Origin of the sequence: Tunturiibacter empetritectus (genome assembly GCF_013410875.1) — a bacterium.
Classification (GTDB): domain Bacteria; phylum Acidobacteriota; class Terriglobia; order Terriglobales; family Acidobacteriaceae; genus Edaphobacter; species Edaphobacter empetritectus.
In genome coordinates this window covers 2356115-2378409 of the sequence record NZ_JACCCU010000001.1, presented here as the reverse complement: position 1 = coordinate 2378409, position 22295 = coordinate 2356115, and the positions used below count along the sequence as shown (strand labels likewise).

Sequence of the window (22295 nt, the reverse complement as noted above, 5' to 3'; positions counted from 1 at the left end):
GTATGCGTGCCTGGCATTGGCGCGTTCGCTCCTCTCACTCTGGCGTTTAGCCGCCTAGTTTGTAACGAGTTTCGGCGAGGCGGTAGAGCGGGCGCCATACCAGACGGTTGATGGTAACGACCATGATTGCCATCACGATCGTGGCGAGGAGCAGGATCTGGAATTGGCCGCTGTCTGTTGCCGCGCTGATGACTGCACCAAGCCCAACCGTCTGCAGCGTCTGGTTTTTGAGCCGGAAATATTCTGCGATGATGCTCGCGTTCCATGCGCCGCCGGAGGCTGTCACCATGCCGGTGATGAGGAAGGGAAAGATGCCGGGCAGAATGACCGTCTTCCACTTCTGGATGGTGGTGAAGTGGAAGAGCGTCGCGACTTCTTTTAGATCGGATGGGATCGCCATTGCACCGGCGATGACGTTGAACAGGATGTACCACTGCGTTCCTAAGAGCATCAGCGCGATAGAGCCGATATTCATGTTGCCGCCGATACGGATGAGAGCGAGAAGGATGACGGGGAAGAGTGCAGTTGCGGGAACGGAGGCTGCGATCTGCGCGATGGGTTGTGCGATGCGCGCGAGCCGGGGATGGAAGCCGATGGCAACGCCTGCGGGAATCGTCCACGCAGCAGCGAGAATCAGTGAGATGTTGACTCTGAGGAAGGTAGCCATCGCGCCCTTTAGGATTGTGGCGAACTCGCTGCCATGGACCTGCCGTAGAAGCGCCAACGCCTGCCAGGCCGCATAGAGAACCGCGGTTGCCCCAATCACGATAACAAGTCCGCGCAAGATGGTAGACGCAGAGCCGTTCTTTTTGACCTCGCCATCGGAGTTTGCAGCGTTGGCAACTGTGCCGCCGGCTCGTCCCTCTGCGAGCCGGCGATAGAGACTCTCCTCGAAGGGAACGATCGTGTGCTGACGTAGCGTTCGCAGTCCGCGAGACTGCTGGAGAAGATGCAGCAGTGGCGAGCGCACTCTTGAGTTGCTCTCTACCTGCTCGAATTTGAACTTGTCGCTCCACGCGATGATGGGCCGCCAGACGAGCTGATCGGTCGCGACGATGATCGCAACCATCGTAAGCAGGCCCCAGGTGATGGCTGCGAAGTTTCCCGTGCCGGCAGCGGTTTGGAGGTATGATCCCAGTCCCGGAAGCCTGAAGTCGCGTGTGCCCAGGACGAACATCTCGCAGGCCATCAGGAAGAACCATCCGCCTGCGACCGACACCATGGAGTTCCATACCAGTCCGATGGCGGCATAGGGAAGCTCTAACTGGATCAGCTTTTGGAGGCGCGAGAACTTGTAGATGCTCGCGGCTTCGGAGAGCTCTCGCGGGATGCTCTTGATGGACGAGTAGAAGCTGAAGGCCATGTTCCAGACCTGGCCGGTGAAGATGAGGACGATGGCGCCCATCTCGACGCCGATCTGCCGGGTGGGAAAGAGCGCGACCATCGCCAGCATGACGCCGGGGAGAAAGCTGAGGACGGGAATCGATTGGAGGATGTCGAGGCCAGCGATCATGAGCGGCTCGACGCGTTTGCTGTAGGCGGCGATGTAGCCGTAGCCGATGGCGAAGACCAGGCTGAGCAGGTAGGCAAGGCCGATGCGCACGATGGAGTAGAACGCATACTGCGGCAGTGCGCGCGGACTCTGCGAGATGACGATCTCCGGTTCGGGATGGCCGAACCAGTAGCGCGCGATGACGACGACTCCGTAGAAGCAGGCCAGGCCGATGCCGGCGACGCAGAGGTCGAGCACGACGGGCCAGCTGCGCTGCAGCACCTGGGAGCGCGCAAAGGTCTCACGTCCGCGGATGTTGCTGAAGCTATCCGGCAGCTTCATCATGCATCGATCTCCGCGGTGGAGCTTGCTTCCGTGTCGTGATGAAGTTTTTCTGACTGGATGAAGCGTCGGCGGGAGGCGTCGAAGTCGAAGAGCTCGGCGTAGCGGCCCCAGTTGATGGCGGTCTCCAACTGGCGGAGAGTCTCGTCTTCGCTGAACTGCTCGTCGAGCATGTCGTGGAAGAACTCCTCGGGGACGCTGCGGTCGCTTTTGGACTCGATGGCGCGCACGATCTGGCGAAGGAGCAGGACGTTTTCGACGGCGGCGGTGCGGAAGAGCTCTTTCTGGCGAAGGATCTCGGAGTTGGCGTACTCGGCGCCGGTGGGTGTGATGGCGGCGTCGCCTTCTGTAACCGTGAGGAAACCTAATAGCTGCGCGGCGTCGACGATGGGGAGCAGGTCGTCGATCTGGAAGGCGAGGTCGTCAGCGAGGCGATAGATGTCGTCCTTGCCGTTGTGGTCGAGAACGAGCTCTAGCAGACCAGCGATTCCGCCGGGGCGTGCGTGCGGCAGCATCTGGTAGTGCATTTGCCGTTGATCGCGGACCGTCTTTCCGGTGGAGGTCTGGGGCAGGGCTGGCGGCTGGGCGTCAGGCTGCGTCAGCACTTTGTAGATGTAGTCGACCAGTTGGGTGAAGGCGGTTGCTTTGCGGTCGCGCGGGTGAGGGATTGCGACGCGGAAGTCGGTTCGCACATGGCCCGGGTTGCGTCCGAGGACGATGATGCGATCGGCAAGCTGGACGGCCTCTTCGATGTTGTGGGTGACGATGAAGATCGACTGCGTTGGGATGGTCTTGTTCTGCCAGAGCTCCAGCAGTTCGCTGCGGAGGTTCTCGGCCGTGAGCACATCGAGCGCGGAGAAGGGCTCATCCATGAAGAGAACTTCGGGCTCGACGACCAGCGCGCGTGCGAAGCCGACCCGCTGCCGCATGCCGCCGGAGAGCTCCTTGGGATACGCAGCCTGGAAGCCGTCCAGACCCACTGTGTCGAGGATCTTCATGCCTCGTTTGCGACGGTCGGCGGCGTCCATACCACGAGCCTTCAGCGGAGCTTCCACGTTTTCCAGCACGGTCAGCCAGGGGAAGAGGGCAAAGCTTTGAAATACGATGGAAACGTTGACATCCGCGGTTGCAATTGGTTTTTCGTGCCAGTACACCTCCCCGGCAGAGGGCGCGGACAGGCCCGTCAACATGCGCAGCAGGGTCGATTTTCCTGAGCCGGAAGGCCCAAGTAACGCAACAATCTCCCCGGCCGTAATTGACAGGTCGGTGGGCGAAATTACCTGGATGCGGTTTTCGCTCGGTTGCGCGTAGTACTTTTCAACACGTTCGGCACGAATGATGGCTGGCTGCATAAGAAATTTGGTGGTACTGGATGCGGCGGGTGAATTTGTGGCGGTTTGTGGGTCAACCACCTCTGCGCTCAGCGTATCATTACTAGGTGGGCGAAATATAAATCCGCTGCCTGCGTACGTCACATTTAAAACTGAACTTTGAACCTTCTACTTTTGGGGAAACTTAGCATGGCAGATTTAACTTCTACCGCAACACCCAAGCCCAAGGTGCTGGTCGCTGACGACGAGCAGGTGATTGCGAATACTCTGGCGATAATTCTTAACCAGGCAGGCTTTGAAGCCCGTGCTGTATTTAGCGGCGAGAAGGCCGTCGAGTTGCTCGATAGCTTTCAGCCCGATATGCTCATCAGCGACGTCATCATGACCGGAATGACAGGCATCGAAGCTGCCATCATCACGCGCAGCAAGCTGCCGAAGTGCAAGATCCTTCTCTTTTCGGGCCAGGCCGCTACTGCGGATCTGCTAGAAAAGTCTCGTGCGCAAGGTCACGAGTTCGAGATCCTCGCCAAACCCGTTCATCCGACCGATCTTCTCGCAAAACTCCGCGGATAGATCTATGGATAGATCTGAGGCAGTCTTAGAGCGAACGACGAAAACAGCGGGACTTCGGTCCTGCTTTTCTCTGCCCCAAAGAGGCAACCGCATCAGGCGGGGTTGGAAGAGCTAACCGGGAACTGACGGCGCTCCTTTACTTTGACCGCGGGCACGCCAGCGTACACGGTCCAGGCCTCGAGGCTTCGCGTGGCAACTGACCCCAGACCAAGCACCGATCCCTCGGCCATATTGACTCCCGGCGCGACTGAGGCCCGGGCGCAGACCCAGGCGTAGGCCCCGATATTCATCGCATACGCGATCAACGGGAATGCCGGATCATCGTAGTCGTGGGTTGCCCCGCAGAGGTAGGCTTCCTGGGACAAGATGGCGTGCGACCCCAGAGTGACCGGCGCCGGGTTGTAGATCTCAACGCCATCTCCCGCAGTGACCTGGTCGGCACAGATCAGATTCCACGGAGCCCACACCTTTGAGCGCGGATAAAAATGGCAGTTCGGCCCCATCGTTGCCCCGAAGAGACGAAGCAAAAACGCTCTCCAGGAATGTAACGGTCTTGGTGACGTTCTATAAAAGATGGCCCAGCAGAGATTCCAATTTAGCCGCCTCAGCCGGTCTCGCAGCGAAAATGCGGGACGCAGGTATGGGTCCGCAGCCGTCTCTGCCGAGATATGGTCTGCCGCGTTGTAATGAATCTGCCTGGGCATCGGGGCTCCTTCTTACTCTGAGTCCACAACGGTGGGAGTGAGAACCGTAGCTGTTCCAAATAGCCGGATGATAGCCTTCGCATTCTCGCGCATATCGTAGCGGCGATGGAAGCACTGATACGCCAACTCCGCCATACGTTGCCGCTCTGCAACGGTCATGCCGATCCACCCCTTCAACAACTTCAACGTGCCGTCCGGAGTGTCCAACTCCATCAATCCTGCGCCATCCTCCGCGATCTCCTCCGCGATGTTTACCTTGTCGGCCAACAGTACGGCCTTTCCGCAGGCCAGTGCCTCGGCAACAGCAATGCCGAAGTTCTCCTGATGCGAGGGCAGGATGAAGGCCTCCGATCCGTAAAACGCCCCCCACTTCGCGTCGCCCGTCACCATACCCGGCCAGAAGACGCGATCCTTGATACCCAGGTTCGCCGCTGTCGCCTTCAACTTAGCGCTCCACTGCTGCTGGTCCGGCCCTGCCATCACCAGGTACAGATCCGGATCGTCCGCTGCAACCTTCGCGAACGCGTCGATCAGCATATCGCAGCCCTTCTTGCGATGAATGCGCCCGAGAAAAACAAGATATCGCTTTCCCTTGGCCTCAGGACACTTCGCGAAGAAGGCGCGCTTCTGCACCTCGGGATCGCCCGTCGGTCCGCTGGCGCCGTAGGGCACAACATAAGCATTCCACCGATGCAGCCAGAAGCTCTGCTCCGCGAGTCGCTTCTCAGCCTTCGAGGTAAAGAGTACCCGATAGGCACCACGCAAGATCCAGTACTCAGCCGGAACCCAGTAGAGCCACTTCTTGATGTGCTTCAGCGGAAACGCGTGTTTGAAGTAAGGGTCCAGCATACCGTGGGTAAACACGACATAAGGCGTATTGCCTGCCAGAGTTCGCCACGCCGCATATCCGCAGTACTGCCAGAGGCCGTTGACCACCACGCCGTCGAAGCGATGACGATTATTCCTTAGCCATGGCAGCAGCTTGGAGTTAAACCCATAGGTCGTATTGGTAGGACCTAGCGCATGGACTGGAAACCCCACATCATCAAGGTATGGCGCTGACGGATCGTCGAGTGTGACCACCTCGCCGGTATAGCCAATGGGGCCGTAACTGAGCAGCACCCGCACCGACTCTGTAGGACCGCCCGCCTCAGGGTTCAGTGTTCCAATGATGTGCAGAATCCGCATAATTCTTCGACTATCAACTGTTAAGCATAGCAGCAGAGGTAGCCCTCAAATGATGGGCGCACTAAAGTTGTAATCACGTCGACAACCTCCTTGTCACTGCCGAAATCGCTCGTCGAAGACCGATGAGATCCTCTTCATAACTCCACCCGGATATTCTCTTCAGGCCGCGCTGCCCAAGGGCCTTCGCTGTCTCCGGGCTTTCAAGAACTCGTCGCAGGGCATCTCTCAGTGCGTCTACATCGCCGACGGGAAACACAAATCCTTCGACGCCATCGCTCACCAGATCAGGCTGACAACCCACGTCATCAGAGAGGATGATGGCGCACCCCGAGTTCATCGCCTCATTCACGATCAGCCCCCAGGGCTCATCCTGCGAGGGCAGCACAAAGACCGTGGCGAGACTAAAAAAAACCGGCAGCTCCGATTGATTGCGAAACCCGCAAAAGCGAACTCCAGCATCGCCGCTCTCGGAGGCACGCCTCTCAAGCGCCGCCCGTTCCTCGCCATCCCCCACGATCAGGAGGTAGGGAACTGGCTCGCTTCCAACTTCAGAGCAAAGACTCAGATAAGCTTCGAGCAGATCTTCGCATCTTTTCCGTCTCTGCAGCTTTGAGGCAAATAGAATGATGGGGCGGGAGGCGTCAAGATTCAACTCCCGCAAGAGATCGCCTCGTCGCAGATCAGCCTCTCGGCTGCGACTTTGAAAGTAGTTGTTGTCCACCGCATACGGCATCGGGAACTGCGGGAGTTCCTCGCCCAGAGTGTGACGCCAGTAGGCAGCGTTCAAACTCCCAATCGGCAGCACGCCGTCGACGAGTTGCTTCAACCCGCCGAAAAAAAGGTGCTTCACTATCTGTTTCAGAGCATCGCTCTGCTTCCTTCCAAGTCGCGACTCCGCACGAAGCAGCACCGGGATTCCAAGTGCTTTGGATGCCAGCATTCCCTGCAGCGCGTTCAACGTCGAGTAGCCATGAACCCAGAGCAAATCGAATCCCCGCGCTGCATTGTTTCCTCGAAGCCGGCTAAAGATGCCGTAGTTCAACTGACTCGTCGGCCCGGTTCTCCTCTTATCCCATATCGCCGGGAGGAATTCGTAACGATAGCCGTCCAGCAGAGGCACGTCCCACTTCACGTCCACGCCGAATCCTTTATCGACATACTCCTGCACCGAGAAGTCCGATCCAAAGAAAACGGTCAGTTCAATATCCGGCTCCTGCGCGATGCGCCGCAACAACGGAGCCTGGTACTGGATGGGATGGCTCACCAGATAGGCGACCTTCACCTTCTTCTTATTGTTCTCTCGGCTTTGGTCAGGAGATCTCATGAGAATGGACTGCGCTAGGCGATGATCTTTCGCGTCAGTTGCGCGATGGCCTGGCGCAGCGCCTGAATGTCCTCTTCAAAGCTCCAGGCATTGATTCTGTCGAGGGCGCGCTGACCCATCTGCGTCGCGGTCTCCGGTGTCGCCAACACGCGTTGCAGCGCCTCGGCGAGCGCATTCACATTGCGCACGGGGAAGACATACCCTTCCACTCCATTCGTTACCAGATCGGGCTGACAGCCGATATCGTCGGACAGAATGACCGCACGTCCAGCGTTCATCACCTCATTCACCACCAATCCCCACGGCTCATGGCGGGCGGGCAGCACAAATACGGTTGCGAGATCGAAGAACCTCGGCAGCTCCGATTGATTGCGAAATCCACAGAATCGAACGTCAGCCAGCCCGCGCGATCTGGCCTGTTCTTCGAGCGCGGCTCGCTCCTCGCCGTCGCCGACGATCAGCAGGTACGGGCGTGGCTGGTCGCTCTCGCGGTTGATCAGCCTCACATAGGCGTCGACCAGATCGGAGCAGTGTTTGCGCTGCTGTAGTTTGGAGGCGAACAGGATGACTGGTCTGCCGGCATCCAGGCCAAGCTCTCTTCGGAAGGCCTCGCGGGTCGCAGCTGCTTCCTGGCATCGTCGCTGGAAGTAATTATTGTCCACGGCATATGGCATCAGAAAACGCGGCACGTCGTCGCCCAGATAGTGCTGCCAGTACTCGGTATTCAACGTGCCGGCAGGTAGAACTCCATCCACCATGTGTTTCAGAAACTGAAAGAAGAGGCTCTTGAAAAGAAGCTTCGGGCCGCTTCGTGGACGGTCTCGCAGCCACATGTCGGCGCGCACCAGCACGGGAATTCCCAACGCCTTCGCAGCCACCATTCCGTGCAGCGCATTCACCATGTTGTAGCCGTGGGTCCACAGCAGATCGTAGCCAGGTTCTCCATTGCGACCGCGAAGTTCGCTGTAGATACCGTAGTTCAGCGGGGTCGTCACCGTCTGCGTTCCATCGTCGCGGATCACGGGCAGAAATTTGTGGCGGTATCCGTCGAGCAGCGGCACGTCCCACTTCACGTCCACACCGAAGCCTTCGTCCTGATAGCTGCGGACAGAAAAATCCGAGCCGAAGAAGACAGTCAGGTCAATGTCTGGCTCCTGCGCGATGCGGCGCAACAGTGGAGCCTGGTACTGGATAGGATGGCTCACCAGATAGGCCAGCCTTACTCTCTTCTTCAAGTCTTTGCCAACGTTCGACGGTAAAACCATATCTTTTAGGTTCTCAGGCGAAGCCCGGTCGATGCGTCCGTGACTACTGTTGAATGGCAAAAATCAAAACCGAAACAATCGCTAACAGAGTAGAGATACCGCCGTTCTTGAGGACTGCCTTCATGGAATCGGTCGGCAGGAATACGATGTCTTCGGCCTGCAGAACAGGGTCTGGAATCTTACCGTTGATCACCTTGGCGATATTGACGCGAACCACCTGTCGGGTGGTGCCTGTCGTACGAATAATTCTGAGGTCGTTGAATTTGCCTTCGAAGCCTGGGCCGCCTGCAAGGGCTGCCACCTTCATCAGCGTCAGAGGAGAGTTTGGCGGTAGCGGGATCGCACCCTGGGTCTTGAAGGCGCCCAGCAGATAGACCACGCCAACCCGTGGAACGATAATCGTGTCGCGCGGAAAGACTGGGATGTTGATCAGCGCGCTCTTCGAGGGATCGGTGCCAAGGTCAATGACGATCGGCTCGGCTGCGCCGTAACGATTGATCGTGATGATGTGGCTTGCGGTCGGTGGCAGTCCTCCTCCGCTTCCTCCTCCGCCAGTTCCGCCACCACCTGCCAGTACATCAAACAGGCGGCGCTGGCCAACCACCGGCACGATTCCGTGTACTTCGCCCATGAGTGTAACGACCTGATTAGGAGACTCCGTAATCAGAATCGACACCTGTGGATCGCGAAACATGCCAGCCGCCATCAGCTTCTGCGCGATCAGATCCTGAGCCTGATGAATGGTAAGGTCGTTCAGCAACACATTTCCAATCAGGGGCAGCTGAACGGTGCCGTCAAGACCGATCCGTGCGGTCGGGGCATAGTCCTGGTTTTCGAATACACGAATGGAGAGCACGTCGCCAATCCCGAGATAGGGGTCACGGCCTGCTGGGAACAGAATTGCAGGATCGGTGGTGATCGTAATGGGGGGATTGATCTCGGTGGTGATCCCGAGCCCAGGTCCGCTGAACTGCGCCTCTGCGAAGCGGCCGCAGAGTGCCATCAGAAGAAAAACTGTTGAAGTAAGCCAGATCTTTCGACGGTCAATTCGATTTACGTGTTTCTCGGCTTCTGTCCGGAGACCTTCCCGCTTCTGTCTCATCGCTTCGTCTCCCCGGCGTTGGTGTGATCCCCTTCGGCAGCCGTCTGCGACTCCCAACTGTCGGAGTCCACACTGGAGTAGGAATAGCCCGAGTAGCCGTAGTAGCCGTAGTACTCCGGCGAGTTCAGGTCAACTGCATTCAGCACAATTCCGGTGATGGCCGCGCCCGAGCGGAGCAGCAGATCCCTGGCCCGGCGCACCACATGCTTGCTCGACTTCCCATGCCGCACGACCAGCACTACCGCATCCGCCTGCCGCGCCAGAATCACGCCGTCGGTCACCGACAGGATCGGAGGCGAATCGATCACGATGTAGTCGTATAGCTCTCCACAGCGTTTGAGGATGGTCTCCATCGCTCCCGAACTCAACATTTCGGTAGGAAATGGTGGAACCGGCCCACTCGGTAGAATGTCCAGATTTGGAACCTCAGGCACCCTCTGTACCGTCTCCTCCAGCTTGGTCGCTCCGGTTAGCACCGTAGTCAGACCGATCTTTCCGTTCAAGCCGAACCGATGATGAATATTGGGTCGTCGAAGGTCTCCATCGATCAGCAGAACCCGCGTATCCCGTTGCGCCAGAATCGCAGCGAGATTGCTCGCAGCAGTCGTCTTTCCTTCCGACGGCGTTGCGCTGGTCAGCACAATGAACTTCGGCGGCTGTCCGGTACTAGAAAGCAGCAGAGACGTACGCAAGGAGCGGAACGCCTCCGCAAACTGCGACTTCGGCTGGGTCAGGATTCCGACGTTGCGTTGCGCTGTGCTCAACGTCGCGGCCTGATCGACCGATGACCTGCGCGCTCGCGGAATGATCGCCAGCGACGGCAACTCCGTAATGCTTTCGATCTCCGCAATGCTGCGCAGTCCGGTATCCAGGCTCTCCATCAGGAAGGCCACCACAATTCCCGCCAGAAGGGCAAAGACCAGAGCCGTTATGATCACCGTCGATTGAGGTCGTAGCACGGGCTCCGCCGGAGGCAGCGCCTGGTCCACCACATCGACATCCAGAGACTCAAGCCCCGACTGAACGCTGGCCGTTCGCAACCGGGATTTCAGGCTGTCATACAGGGTTCGGTTGGCTTCATACTCCCGTTGCCGCAGGGTGTACTCCACCAGTTGATCCCGCAGCTTGTAAGCGTCGGTCTTCTCAGTCTCAAGCGCTGCGGTCGTTTGGTCTTCATTCGCCTTTGCGACCACATAAAACTGCTTCGCCTGAACGATTAGACGGTTTTGCTCTGCATCGATCTCTTTGGTGTACTCATCGATTGTAGCCTTTAGCGCTTTCGACTGGGGATGATTGGGGCCCAGCGAAGACTCCATCGTGGCGTAGTTCGCTTTCGTCGCCGCCAGCTGAGAGCGCAGTTGCGTAAGTTCTCCAGGCGCCGTTCCGGGAGTCAGCTCGATGGTACCTTCCATCGTATTCGGGTCCATTCCGCTTACGACGCGGTAGCGTGCTTCGGCGATGATGCGGGCCAGCTTCGCCCCGCCGGCCGCTTTGGCTAGGTCATCGATCGATGCGCTGATCTGATTGTGGTTTGGGTCAAATCCAAGGATGCCAAGGCGGCGCTGCATGTCCATCATCTGTTCCTGCGACGCCTCTACCTCCTGCTTCAGGCCTTCGAGCGTGCCTGAGAGCCAGACAGAGGCGCGCTGCGATGATTCGTATCGGACCTGATAGCTTCGCTGAACGTAGTCCGAGATGACCTTGTTGACGATGTCTGCTGACAGCTTCGCGTTCAGGCTGCTGTAGCTGATGCGGATAATGTCGGTCTTTGCGACGATCGTGATGTGAAGATTGCTCTGAAGGCGATGAACCGTATCCTGCCTGGTTTCGCCATCCTCCAGAGTCGCTCGCGGCTCCGGGCGGCTTTTCTGCTCCAGAAAGTCAGCGTTGTTGGCCAGGTCCATCTCGCGGCACACGCTCAGCATCAGCGAATCGCTCTTGATAATCTCAATCTCGCTCAAAAGCTTTGTGCCGGGATCGCCGCCGTAGGTCGTGGCCGCACTGACCCGGTATTCGTTCGACGAGCCCGAACGCACCTGAATCCGTCCGTAGGCCTCATAGAGCTTAGGCTGCGACTCAGCCTTGTAAATCCCGTATGCCAGGCCCAGCAGGACAGCAATAATCAGGACCAGCTTGCGTTTCCGCAGCACAATCAGAGCTTCTGAAAGCGTAGTATCTGTAACCGTCGTACTGAACCCTGCCTGGTTCGTCTCCGGAACACCTACATGCGGCGGCTGCGTATTTTTAGAACCCATTCCCTCTAGTCTACCCGAGCGGCCCCGATGGAAGCAGTATTAGATGAGCATCAGGCTCCTAATGGTCCAAAAGTGTTACCTGATCCTGTAATGGCCGGTTACAATCCGATCCCGCATATTCTCGACCAGGAGCTATGACCTAATCAAATGTTGAGCAATCGATAGAAACTGATACTGCAAATCTTTTACGAGCGGGTCTTCCATCCCATGGAAAGGCGTGACCGAACCGAAAGATTTTCGCCACAGGAGCCGCCGCTTTCCTGAGTCTCCTCCGTGGGAGGCTTTGCTCTCGAAAGCGTGAGTCGCTTCGCGAGAGCCGGGTCGTGATAGCAGGCAGCCGGCTAGTGAAAAGACCCATTCCGTAACTTCGGATACCAGGTCAGCTGTACCGCCGTCGAAGTATCCTTCTGCAGTCCCGACTTGTAAACCGGAGCCTTCCAGCCCTCGTACTGAACCCAGGCGTTTAGCTCGACGTCTTTTCCCAGTCGCTTCACAACGCTCGCCATGAACTGGTTTTGCGTTGTGCCGCCGGGGATGAAGTTCGCAGGCGTCTTCTTGTTCAGATACTCCAGCTGAATCCACTCGTTACCCGAAAGATGATAGGTCAGCCACGCCTGGCCGCCCTTGGCCTCGCGACCGATCCAGTCCCCCATAATGAATCCGTTATTCGTATAGCCCTGCTTCTGGACGGTCTCCCAATAAGCGAGCTGTCCTGAGTGAGCCACCGAGACGCCCGGGTCCGTAGATACCGCCTCCACTCGAAGATCGAGGCCTTTGACTCCTGGAATCTGTGACAGATATAGCCCAGTTCTATACGACGCACGGCGAGGCGCGCTGATTGGCGTTACATCGTCGTGCGAGATAGAGTCCACCACGAAGGTTACATATTTGCGAAGGAGGGGAAGCCGGTACGAGGCGCTGAAGTCGCTGTACCGCGCTCCGGGATCGTTACGGCCTGCTTTTTCAGACGCGGACGTATCATTCGGATCGAAGAAGCCGCGCAGAAAGGTGTGCAGTGTTACCGGCGAGTGACCTTTACCACCGAAGATGATTGTTCGCTCAAATCCAAACTCGAAGTTTTCTGTCGGCCGGAAAGAGAACATCTCTGCGTGCACCCAGGGGTCACGCGGAACGTTATGCCCCTTCAGGTCGCCGTAGAAGAAGTCATAACGAAGCGGCCCCAGTAGCTTTGACACGAACGGAATATACAGGGGTTCAACTCGGTTGATGCGAAACGAGTAGATATTCTCCGCATTGTTGGACCATGCCATCGAACTGCCTGCCGCTGGTCCCAGCCATGCATCGCTCTTGCCGCCGGAGATCTCATGGCCCAGCACGTGAACCGAGGCGTACGCCTCAACCAGCCGAAACGGGTTCTGCGCAGAAAGAGGTCCCAGGGGGATCGTGGCCTGAGGCCCCGGATAAGGAATGATAAGGTCGACCGTAGACAAAAGCTGCGCCAGATCGAGAGAGTACCCGTCAGCCGAAGGGGCATGTTGATACTCACCGCGAATATAGAGCGAAAACGGCCCCCACTCTCCGAGTCCCGAGGCACCCACGACGCTGTTGAAGCCGCTCTGGTAGGGGCGTCCGTAGTCGTTATTGAATGTCTGGCCAAGATGGTAGCTGTCCCGCAGAATCGGTCCGCTGATTCCCAGCAGGCGCGTATAGGAGGAGTCCAGCCCGTACACAACCCCGCGCTCAATCAGCCCGCCGTCAGGATCCTCCTCGCTTATCTCGTTCTCCAGCTTTGCGAGGATCGATTGTGCCTCTTCGTTTCCGCTGTTGACGATGTCGCCCTGCGAGTCCTGCAGCATGTGCAGAATGCTGCGACGCGTGTAGGGGCGCATTCCGAGAAACATCGTGTTGACGAAGCCCATCGAGTAGAGCCGTGTGATCGCCGGATACACCCAGCTATCGTCCGGAATATATGTCGATCCAAGGCGATCCGGCGGTGGCTTCAGATCATCAGGAGCATAGCCGGGATAACCGATAAACGGTCTCTCCCGGCTCGTCTGCTCCGGAGGAACGACCGGCTGGCCTGTCGGCGTCGGAGGAGCCAGCGAAGGGTTGGACACAGGAGGAGCTGCAGGGGATGTGGGATTTGCAGGAGTTGTTGAGGACGCTGGCGGCTGTTGCTGCACTGCGTAAGGCGGAACTCCGTTCGTTGTTCCGTTTAGAGCAGGCGCCGGGGCTGAGTCAGAGGCTGGCGGTGGCGGAGCGGGAGGGAGCGCTGGCGTCTGCGCGATCGCTGTTGATGCGGCACATAAACTCAGTGCAGCAAAACAAAGAGAAACTCTGGTCCGCACTCACACCTCAATCTGGGTCTTTGAAACGCCGATACCAGTGTAACTGCCGACAGCGGTTCGTCCGAAGTTACCAACTGATGACGGGGGGAAGTCCTTGTTCAGTGCATGAAATACGGCAACAATATCTCTGGCTTACCCTATTTGGCTTACCCTAATTCATTTGGAATTTGCGATAACCCAGCCGTAGATCGTTGTTGCGAGTTCAGTTAGAGGGAGATGCCGTTCAGTGCATGAAATACGCTTGGCTGAGCCGCTCCCCGGCCCTCTTCAGCCACGCCCTCGTGCAGACTTTGCGACCCAGCAAAAACCCCTGCATTTGCACCAGCGGATCGTGGGCCGAGTCGTTCCGCGTGCCCTGAAGCCGATATCCTTTGCATTCAATCAGAACCGGACCCCCGCCGCCCCGGATTCGCCCCAAGGACTCCTGGGTCACGCGATACAGGGCCACCGCATCGTTCGCGTCCACCGGCATTCCGGGCATCCCCCATCCGCGAACCTTCGCACTCAGCCGATTCACGCCATCGTTGCCTTTGCCAGTGGGTGGTAAGACGACAAAGATCATCGGCAACTCAAGCTTCGCAGCGGTCTCGATAATCTCCCGCCACTCCCTCTTGCTCAGCTCCGAGTGGCCAGCATATGCGACCACCACGCTTCCACGCTTCAGCGCCTTGAACGAGAGCGCTGCACCCATTGCCATGCGCAGCCGGTCGCTAGCATTCTCCACCCAGGGCAGAACCCGCGCCAACGCACCCTCCCGGGCCAGCTTCGCTTCATCGATCTTGCCCTCATGAAACTCTGCAACCCGCCCTAACAGGGAATCGATCTGCGTCTTCGACTGCGCGCCCGAGATCAGATCCATCACCACGCCCGGTTGTGAGTCGCTCACCAGATCGCCCGGCAGCAGCTCGAGCGCAGTTCCCACTCGGCAGGCCTCCTCCCCGCGTGTAGAAGCCAATCTTCGTCGCGCCTTCACGCTTTTCTGCAATCCGGCGATGTGCTCGTTGAGAGCTCTCGCGTCGGCCATCACGCTGTACATCTGCAGCAGCTTCTTATTCGGCACCAGTGGATTCTCGTACAGCCCCGCGTCGCTCAACCAACCCTCCGTAACACTTCAAGTTACAAAACGAGAGGGTTCCACAAGGAACCCTCATCGCCATCAAACCCTTCAAAAATCCGTTAGGCACGCGCCGGATCGGCCGCATCCACATCCAGCCCAAGCTCAACCAACGCCTTCTGCGCAGCCTTCGGTTTGAACTTCCCATCGCGAGCCAGCTTGGAGAGCGTAGCCCCAACGACTGCCTCGGCACTCACTTCAAAGTGCCTCCGCAGATGCTCGCGGTTGTCGCTCCGTCCGAAGCCATCCGTTCCCAGCGTTACCAGGCGAGAAGGCAGCCATGGCGAAAGCAGATCCGGCACCGACTTCATATAGTCGCTGGTTGCAATGATCGGTCCAGCCGAGTTGCCAAGCGCCTGCAACACATATGGCACCTTCTCTTTCTCCGCCGGATGCAGCCTGTTCCACCGCTCCACCGCCAGTGCATCGCGCCGAAGCTCCGTGTAGCTGGTCACGCTCCACACATCGGCATGCACGTTGTACTTCGAAGCCAGAATCTCCTGCGCTCGGAGCACCTCATTCAGAATCGGCCCGCTGCCGAACAACTGAACAGTGGCCTCGCCGCTTGCCGGCTTCAGCTTGTACATCCCGCGCAAAATCCCCTCTGCCGAACCCTCCGGCATTGCAGGCATCGCGTAGTCCTCGTTGTACATCGTGATGTAGTAGAAGCAATCTTCGCCCTTCTGATACATCCGGCGAATGCCATCCTGAATCACTACGGCCAGCTCGTACACGAACGCCGGATCATAGGTAATGCAGGTCGGAACAGTGCTGGACAGAACGATGCTGTGTCCATCCTGGTGCTGTAGCCCTTCGCCGAGCATCGTGGTGCGGCCAGCCGTACCGCCCATCAGGAAGCCCTTGCCGCGAGAGTCCGCAAACGCCCACACCATATCCCCGATGCGCTGAAATCCAAACATTGAGTAGTACATGTAGAAGGGAATCGCCGGCACCTTGTAGTTCACATACGCCGTGCCCGCCGCGGTAAACGAGGCCATCGACCCCGCTTCGGTAATCCCCTCTTCGAGAATCTGCCCGTCTTTGTCTTCGCGGTAGTAGAGCAGCATATCCGCATCGTGCGGGCTGTACTTCTGGCCCTCAGGAGCATAGATTCCAACCTGCCGAATTGCGGACTCCAGCCCGAATGTGCGGCCCTCATCCGGCACAATCGGGACAATCAGCTTTCCAATTGCCGGGTCCTTCATCAGGTGCCGCAGGATGCTTACGAACCCCATCGTCGTCGACACCGCGCGCTTGTTTGAACCGGCAGTCCACTCGCCGAAGTACTCAAGCCCAGGAGCCTTGAAGTCGATCTTCGGAACTTCGCGTGTCGGCAGATATCCGCCGAGTTCCTTGCGCCGCTCCTGCATGTAAACAATCTCAGGAGAATCCTGCGCCGGACGGTACGGGGTACCCGACTTCGCCGCCTCCTCCGGAATCGGAATCTCAAACCGCTTCACAAACGCCGCCAACCCATCATCGGCCAGCCTCTTCTCCGAGTGGGTCGCGTTGCGCGACTGCGCCGACCCCAATCCATGCCCCTTGACGGTCTTCGCAAGAATGACCGTCGGACCGCCTTTGTGTTCGACCGCTCGTTTGTACGCGTTGTAGATCTTCGTCCGGTCGTGGCCGCCGCGATGCAGCAACCCAAGCTGCTCGTCGGTCATATCCTTCACCAGCTCCAGCAGCTCTGGATACTTCCCGAAGAAGTTCTCCCGTAGGAAAGCCCCGCCCTTCGCCTTGAAAGTCTGGTACTCGCCGTCGACGCACTCTTCCATCCGTCGCAGCAGCAGGCCGGTGTGGTCGCGCTCAAACAACGCATCCCAGTCTGAACCCCAGATCACCTTGATGACGTTCCATCCTGCTCCGCGGAAGACGCCCTCCAGTTCATCGATGATCCGCTTGTTCCCGCGCACCGGGCCGTCGAGCCTTTGTAAGTTGCAGTTGACGACGAAGATCAGATTATCCAGCTTCTCGCGCGCCGCCACCGAGATCGCGCCAAGGCTATCCACCTCGTCCGTCTCACCGTCGCCCACAAAAGCCCACACCTTGCGTTCAGTCGGCTCAATCAGCTTGCGATTCTCCAGGTACCGCATAAACCGCGCCTGATAGATCGCATTCAGCGGTCCGATGCCCATCGACACTGTAGGGAAGTTCCAGAAGTTCGGCATCAGCCAAGGATGCGGATACGAGCTCAGCCCCGGCGTCTCTCTCAGTTCATGGCGAAAGTTCTTCAGCCTGTCGTCATCCAACCGCCCCTCAAGATAAGCCCGCGCATAGACCCCCGGCGAAGCATGTCCCTGAAAGTAGACAAAGTCCCCCGGTTGCTGGTGCCCATCCACCGTGTACTTCGCATGGAAGAAATGATTGAAGCCAACCTCCAGCAGCGTTGCCAGTGAGGAGTAGGTCGAGATATGGCCGCCGATCCCGGCGTCTTTCTTGTTCTGACCGTGAACCATTGCCATCGCATTCCAGCGAATCAGGCTTTCGACTCGGCGTTCCAGCGCTCTGTCGCCTGGATACGCAATCTCGTCATGTTTGGGAATCGTGTTGCGATAGGGAGTCGTCAGCTCGCTTGGCGTTGGGACTCCGGCTTCGTGGGCGCGCTTGCGCAACGCCTCAAGGAGTTCCGACCCCTGCTCCCAGTCTGCGGCAACGACGTCGTCAAACGCCTCGATCCACTCCGAGATCTCTGCGATAAAGTCCTGCTTGGCGGCTTCTTCCAGTTTCGTTGTCATAGGTCTTCTTATGCTCCCACGCTTATAACGATATAAGGCTTACGTGAAAACGTAAAACAAAGGTCCTGCCGGACGGGCCTCCTGCGCGGAGCGCGGGCGTTTGCACGCCTCTTTAAAGCTTCGCGCGGTCCTCCCGTTGGTCGGAATCATCTTCCCTCGAGACCAACGGGAGCGCCAACCGAAGGGGTATACACGTCACGAAGTGACCGCCCCACGCGCAGTGGGCCCGTCCGGTAGGACCCCGCCTCTAAGACGAGTAATCCGCATTAATCCGCACATACTCTTCGGTAAGGTCACAAGTCAGAAACCGGCACTCCGCCTCACCCAGTCCCAAATCCATCGTGATCGTATAGTCCCGGGCCTCCATCTCCGCATGCGCCGCCGACTCCTGGAACGCAGCCGACCGCACCCCAAGCTCAAACACCGGCTGGCTCCCAATCGTGATATTCACCAGCGCTGGATCAAACACCACGCCACTGTATCCAGCCGCAGCCAACAGCCGTCCCCAGTTCGGATCGGCGCTCGACCACGCCGTCTTGCACAGCGGCGAGTGAGCAATCGCCTTCGCCACCTGCTTCGCCTCAGCCTCGGTCCTGGCGCCGGTGATGTGCAGCGTGACGACATGACCTACGCCCTCGCCATCATCCACAATCTGGTACGCCAGCGACCCGCACACCAGCTTCAGAGCATTCGCAAACGGCTCCTGCGTGCGGGCATCGAGCTTCACGCCACTAACGCCGCTGGCCAGCAGCAGCACCGTATCGTTGGTCGAAGTATCGCCATCAATCGAGATCGAATTAAAGCTTCGCTCTACGGCAGGCTCGAGCACCCCGCGCAACTGTTCACTCTCCGCGGCAATATCGGTAAACAAGTAAACCAGCATCGTCGCATGCGCCGGACCCACCGGTGCACCAAGCTGCGGATGAATCATCCCCGCACCCTTCGCCACGCCGAAGATCCGCACCTCAACGCCATCGACATCGATCGACGCTCGCGCCACCTTCATCTTCGTATCAGTCGTCATAATGGCGCGTGCGAACGAGTCTGCATGCTCCGCCGTCGCACCCATCTCCTGCTCCAAGTCAGGCAGGGCTTCTACTACCTTCTCCGCAGGAAACGGCACGCCGATAATCCCGGTCGAAGAAGGGAAGACCTCATCGAAGATGCAGCGAAACCTCTCCGCCGCAGCGACACACGTCTGCACACACGCGTCGACTCCCGGCTGCCCGGTCGCACAGTTCGCATTCCCCGCATTAACCAGCACTACGCCCACGCGCCCGCCGGTCGAAGCTATGTGCCGCCGCCCTACCGTGACCGGCGCCGCCACCACCTGGTTCTTCGTAAACATCGCAGCAGCATTCGAGCCTTTAGACGCGACTGCAATCGCAACATCAGTGTTGCCGCTTGCCTTGATTCCCGCCTTCACCGCGCCCCACACGAAACCCAGCGGCAACCCCGGCGACTTCACCATCTCGTCACTTTGCATACCCTTTACTCTACAATCCTCAGTTCCGCATGTTCATCGCTGCCAAACCTCGCCATATGCTTCACCACGATGCGAGCTCGAGATGCAGCCAATCACGGCCATTTGCGGGAAAGCTTTTGCAAGCGCAACAAAATAAGCGAGTTGAAACTAGGGAAGTTGCCTATCAAAACGCTATAGGCAGCGTCCGGCCTTCCAGCGAGCTCTGCCGCGCCATCTCCAGCAGCTTGATGGTGCGGTAGCCGTCCTCCGGCTTCACGGCCAGCTCAGCCGTGCCGTTGATCGCATCGCGCACATTGGCGTAGTAGAAACGGTAGTCCCCCAGTTCGGTCTTCACCTTGGCTCGGGCCAAAGTGCCGGGTTCATTGGGATGGGGAGCGACGGTCAGACTGCCCCAATGCTCTTCGGCATCAGCCAACCACTCGCCCTCGCCCATGCGCGGTAGCTTCGCTCCACCCAGCAGGGCCGGCTCCTGCGGATCGAGGCCGAACTTCTTGAAGCTGCCCTTGGTTCCGTGCAGCAGAAACCTTGGCGCAGCATCACAGGCCAGCATGCTTGACCGGCAGTGCGCCCGCAGCTTCGGATACTCCAGCGTAATGTCGAACGCATCCTCAATATCGGTAGAGTCCCGATCCATCCGGACGCTCGCCGTGATCCCCTCGGGAACGCCAAACAGCGTCAGTACCTGGTCCACAAGGTGAGGCGCAAGGTCGAACAGCAGCCCATTGCACCCGCTCGCTCCCTCCTTCCACGTATTCTCGCGAGGCACCGGCCGGAAGCGGTCGAAGTGCGACTCAAAGGTCACGAGCCGCCCCACCGACTCGTTCTGCAGGATCTTCTTTACCGTCAAGAAATCGCCATCCCAGCGCCGGTTATGAAACGGAGCCAGCACTCGCCGCTGCTTCAGCCCGAGCTCTTTCAACTCCAGCGTCTCTTCGCTGGTCGCAGCAAACGGTTTGTCGACGACCACATGCTTTCCCGCCAGCAGAGCCTGCTTCGCCAGGTCGTAGTGGGTCTCATTCGGCGTTCCCACCACCACAAGCTGTACCGCAGGATCGCTCAACGCATCCTCGAACGACCGCAGAATCCGTGTCGACGGATAGGCCTTCCCGGCTTCGTCGCCCTTACGCTGGACGATCGCCTCCAGCTTCAACCCGGGAACAGCACTCACAAACGGGGCATGAAACACCTGCCCTGCCAGCCCAAACCCGACTACCGCTACCCCAATCTCAGCCATTCCCCGCTCCTCGCAGACTCACTCGAACGCCGTATTGATCCGGCGAAACGGTTTATAAACCCATTCACAACAGCTCCGCTCTTTGTTACCAACTTCAACAAAAAAGCAACAAAAATTTCTTTGCGCAAGCTGAAATCCTGAAACAACCGTGATGTGAGTGTAACGATTGCATCTTTTGAAGATTTTTGACAATCGAGCGCATCAGTAACTCATACAAGTAGTTTGTGACAAAGCCAACAAGCTCCCGCTGTTCCACCGGTCTTGCCATAAACTAGTCCGTGAATCTAACAAGATGCAGGTTACGATTAACCGTATGAGCAAAAGCAAAACAGCGGGCGCTCCTCAAGCGTCAGTTCGTTATCTCGGGTTCTGCCTCGTTCTGGCGAGCGGTTTCTCTTATGCCCAGGGGCCCGGCGCCCAGACTGCGCAGACCCCAGCCAGTGGACCCAGCACAGCCACCAACAGCTCTGCCGTGGCGAACGCCCAGCAGAGTCTGTACACCGCCTCCGGCCAGAACGGCGCCCAGCCGACACAAGACTCCTTCAAGGGCAGCGTGGTCACCGGCAAGGCGACCGAGGGGGTTCTCGACCTCTCGCTCGATGACGCGATCCAGCGCGGCCTGCGTCAGAACCTCGGCCTCATTCTGCAGAGCTCGTCGGTGAAGAATGCCGCCGGTCAGCGTCTCGAGGAGCTTCAGCCGCTGCTTCCCACCGTCACCGCTTCGGCAAGCATCGAGGTGGAGCAGGTCAACCTCGCGGCCTTCGGCATTAAGTTCCCTGGTGTCCAGCCCATCATCGGGCCATTCCAGGTGGTCGATTTCCGCGCCTACTTGACCCAGAATCTGGTCAACGTCTCAGCCCTCAAGAACTACCTCGCCGCGAAGCATAACTTCCAGGGCGCACGACTCACCGCAGAAGATGCACGGGACCTGGTAGCCCTCACCGTGGGCAACGCCTACCTGTTGTGCATCGCAGACTCGGCCCGCATCGAAGCGGTCACGGCGGAGTTAGCTACATCAAAAGTCTCGCTGGATCAGGCCGTAGCCGCACACGACGCCGGCACCAGCCCGAAGCTCGACGTGCTGCGCGCGCAGGTCGACTACCAGAACGAGGAGCAAACACTGATCTCGGCGAAGAACAGCCTCGAAAAAGACAAGCTGGCCCTGGCGCGAACCATCGGGCTGCCCCTTGAGCAGGTCTTCCGGCTGACCGACCTCGTCCCCTTCCAGGTACTCGACAACGTCGATCCGCAAGTTGCATTTCAGCAAGCCCTCAAGGGCCGCAAAGACCTAAAGGCTTACGCCGAACAGGTGAAATCTGCGAGCGATGAAAAGACCTCGGCCTGGGCCTATCAGCTTCCTGTCGCCAGCTTTTCAGGCGACTACGGCGACATCGGCACCACACCCGGCCACTCGCATGGCACCTTTACCGCAACCGGCCAGGTAAGCGCACCCATCCTCCAGATCGCCAAGACCAGGGGGCAGGAGCAGGTCGCCGACGCCCAGTACGAACAGGCCCGCGCGAAGCTCTCCGACCAGGTCCAGCAGGTCAACCAGGATGTGCGCGACAGTCTGCTCGATATTCAGTCGGCGGCGAAGCTGGTCGAGTCTACGCACTCCAATGTGGATCTTGCCAATGAGGCTCTCAGCGAAGCGCAGCAGCGCTTCCACGCCGGGGTTTCGGACAACCTCCCTGTCTCGCAGGCGCAGTCCCAGACGGAGCAGGCCAACGACCAATACATCAGCGCGCTCTACCAGCACAACGTCGCCAAGCTTGGTTTGGCGCGTGCCCTTGGCGTAGCGCAGTCCAACTACAAAGATTATCTCGGAGGAAAGTAAA

At 58.6% G+C, this 22295-nt stretch carries 15 protein-coding genes; 2 read left to right on the top strand and 13 right to left on the bottom strand.

Going from position 1 to position 22295, the window contains the following annotated elements:
- Positions 1-46 precede the first annotated feature (46 nt).
- Together HDF08_RS10085 and HDF08_RS10080 are read right to left on the bottom strand one after the other, a co-directional pair.
- A complete protein-coding gene (locus HDF08_RS10085) occupies positions 47-1837 on the bottom strand; it encodes an ABC transporter permease (protein ID WP_179638313.1) in 1791 nt (596 codons plus the stop codon).
- The gene (locus tag HDF08_RS10080) at positions 1834-3186 is read right to left on the bottom strand and encodes an ABC transporter ATP-binding protein (protein WP_179638312.1); all 1353 of its coding nucleotides are present in this window, start codon (positions 3184-3186) and stop codon (positions 1834-1836) included. Before HDF08_RS10080 ends, HDF08_RS10085 begins: the two co-directional genes overlap by 4 nt.
- A 168-nt stretch (positions 3187-3354) precedes the next feature.
- Between HDF08_RS10080 and HDF08_RS10075 the strand changes: the two genes are divergently transcribed.
- Positions 3355-3738, top strand: a complete 384-nt coding sequence (locus HDF08_RS10075) for a response regulator (protein ID WP_179638311.1) — start codon at positions 3355-3357, stop codon at positions 3736-3738.
- Between the two features lie 92 nt (positions 3739-3830).
- On the opposite strand, the gene HDF08_RS10070 is transcribed toward HDF08_RS10075, so the two are convergent.
- From HDF08_RS10070 to HDF08_RS10020, 11 genes are all read right to left on the bottom strand, one after another.
- Positions 3831-4442, bottom strand: coding sequence for an LbetaH domain-containing protein (locus tag HDF08_RS10070; protein ID WP_179638310.1), 612 nt, complete (start codon positions 4440-4442; stop codon positions 3831-3833).
- Positions 4443-4454: 12 nt separating this feature from the next.
- Positions 4455-5630: a glycosyltransferase gene (locus HDF08_RS10065; RefSeq protein ID WP_257030949.1), complete on the bottom strand. Its 1176-nt coding sequence runs from the start codon at positions 5628-5630 to the stop codon at positions 4455-4457.
- A gap of 73 nt (positions 5631-5703) precedes the next feature.
- The gene (locus HDF08_RS10060; protein WP_179638309.1) at positions 5704-6954 is read right to left on the bottom strand and encodes a glycosyltransferase family 4 protein; all 1251 of its coding nucleotides are present in this window, start codon (positions 6952-6954) and stop codon (positions 5704-5706) included.
- A gap of 14 nt (positions 6955-6968) precedes the next feature.
- Positions 6969-8189, bottom strand: coding sequence for a glycosyltransferase family 4 protein (locus tag HDF08_RS10055; RefSeq protein ID WP_257030948.1), 1221 nt, complete (start codon positions 8187-8189; stop codon positions 6969-6971).
- Positions 8190-8262: 73 nt separating this feature from the next.
- Positions 8263-9321: a polysaccharide biosynthesis/export family protein gene (locus tag HDF08_RS10050; protein ID WP_179638307.1), complete on the bottom strand. Its 1059-nt coding sequence runs from the start codon at positions 9319-9321 to the stop codon at positions 8263-8265.
- Positions 9318-11576: a GumC family protein gene (locus HDF08_RS10045; RefSeq protein WP_179638306.1), complete on the bottom strand. Its 2259-nt coding sequence runs from the start codon at positions 11574-11576 to the stop codon at positions 9318-9320. Before HDF08_RS10045 ends, HDF08_RS10050 begins: the two co-directional genes overlap by 4 nt.
- 341 nt (positions 11577-11917) lie before the next feature.
- Positions 11918-13654: a capsule assembly Wzi family protein gene (locus HDF08_RS10040; protein ID WP_373563152.1), complete on the bottom strand. Its 1737-nt coding sequence runs from the start codon at positions 13652-13654 to the stop codon at positions 11918-11920.
- A 454-nt stretch (positions 13655-14108) separates the two neighbouring features.
- Positions 14109-14978 carry a thiamine pyrophosphate-dependent enzyme gene (locus HDF08_RS10035; RefSeq protein ID WP_179638305.1) on the bottom strand — a complete coding sequence of 290 codons (870 nt, stop codon included), beginning with the start codon at positions 14976-14978 and terminating at the stop codon, positions 14109-14111.
- 83 nt (positions 14979-15061) lie between these two features.
- Positions 15062-17737, bottom strand: coding sequence for a pyruvate dehydrogenase (acetyl-transferring), homodimeric type (gene aceE / locus HDF08_RS10030; protein WP_179638304.1), 2676 nt, complete (start codon positions 17735-17737; stop codon positions 15062-15064).
- A 247-nt stretch (positions 17738-17984) separates the two neighbouring features.
- A complete protein-coding gene (argJ, locus tag HDF08_RS10025) occupies positions 17985-19223 on the bottom strand; it encodes a bifunctional glutamate N-acetyltransferase/amino-acid acetyltransferase ArgJ (protein ID WP_179638303.1) in 1239 nt (412 codons plus the stop codon).
- Positions 19224-19386: 163 nt separating this feature from the next.
- Positions 19387-20457, bottom strand: coding sequence for a Gfo/Idh/MocA family oxidoreductase (locus HDF08_RS10020; RefSeq protein ID WP_179638302.1), 1071 nt, complete (start codon positions 20455-20457; stop codon positions 19387-19389).
- A gap of 313 nt (positions 20458-20770) precedes the next feature.
- Between HDF08_RS10020 and HDF08_RS10015 the strand changes: the two genes are divergently transcribed.
- Positions 20771-22294, top strand: a complete 1524-nt coding sequence (locus HDF08_RS10015; RefSeq protein WP_179638301.1) for a TolC family protein — start codon at positions 20771-20773, stop codon at positions 22292-22294.
- Position 22295 lies beyond the last annotated feature (1 nt).

Excerpts from the sequence above, each read along its gene's own strand:
- HDF08_RS10085 (WP_179638313.1), bottom strand. The coding sequence starts at position 1,837 with ATGATGAAGCTGCCGGATAGCTTCAGCAACATCCGCGGACGTGAGACC.
- HDF08_RS10080 (WP_179638312.1), bottom strand. The coding sequence starts at position 3,186 with ATGCAGCCAGCCATCATTCGTGCCGAACGTGTTGAAAAGTACTACGCG.
- HDF08_RS10075 (WP_179638311.1), top strand. The coding sequence starts at position 3,355 with ATGGCAGATTTAACTTCTACCGCAACACCCAAGCCCAAGGTGCTGGTC.
- HDF08_RS10070 (WP_179638310.1), bottom strand. The coding sequence starts at position 4,442 with ATGCCCAGGCAGATTCATTACAACGCGGCAGACCATATCTCGGCAGAG.
- HDF08_RS10065 (WP_257030949.1), bottom strand. The coding sequence starts at position 5,630 with ATGCGGATTCTGCACATCATTGGAACACTGAACCCTGAGGCGGGCGGT.
- HDF08_RS10060 (WP_179638309.1), bottom strand. The coding sequence starts at position 6,954 with ATGAGATCTCCTGACCAAAGCCGAGAGAACAATAAGAAGAAGGTGAAG.
- HDF08_RS10050 (WP_179638307.1), bottom strand. The coding sequence starts at position 9,321 with ATGAGACAGAAGCGGGAAGGTCTCCGGACAGAAGCCGAGAAACACGTA.
- HDF08_RS10045 (WP_179638306.1), bottom strand. The coding sequence starts at position 11,576 with ATGGGTTCTAAAAATACGCAGCCGCCGCATGTAGGTGTTCCGGAGACG.
- aceE (WP_179638304.1), bottom strand. The coding sequence starts at position 17,737 with ATGACAACGAAACTGGAAGAAGCCGCCAAGCAGGACTTTATCGCAGAG.
- argJ (WP_179638303.1), bottom strand. The coding sequence starts at position 19,223 with ATGCAAAGTGACGAGATGGTGAAGTCGCCGGGGTTGCCGCTGGGTTTC.
- HDF08_RS10020 (WP_179638302.1), bottom strand. The coding sequence starts at position 20,457 with ATGGCTGAGATTGGGGTAGCGGTAGTCGGGTTTGGGCTGGCAGGGCAG.
- HDF08_RS10015 (WP_179638301.1), top strand. The coding sequence starts at position 20,771 with ATGAGCAAAAGCAAAACAGCGGGCGCTCCTCAAGCGTCAGTTCGTTAT.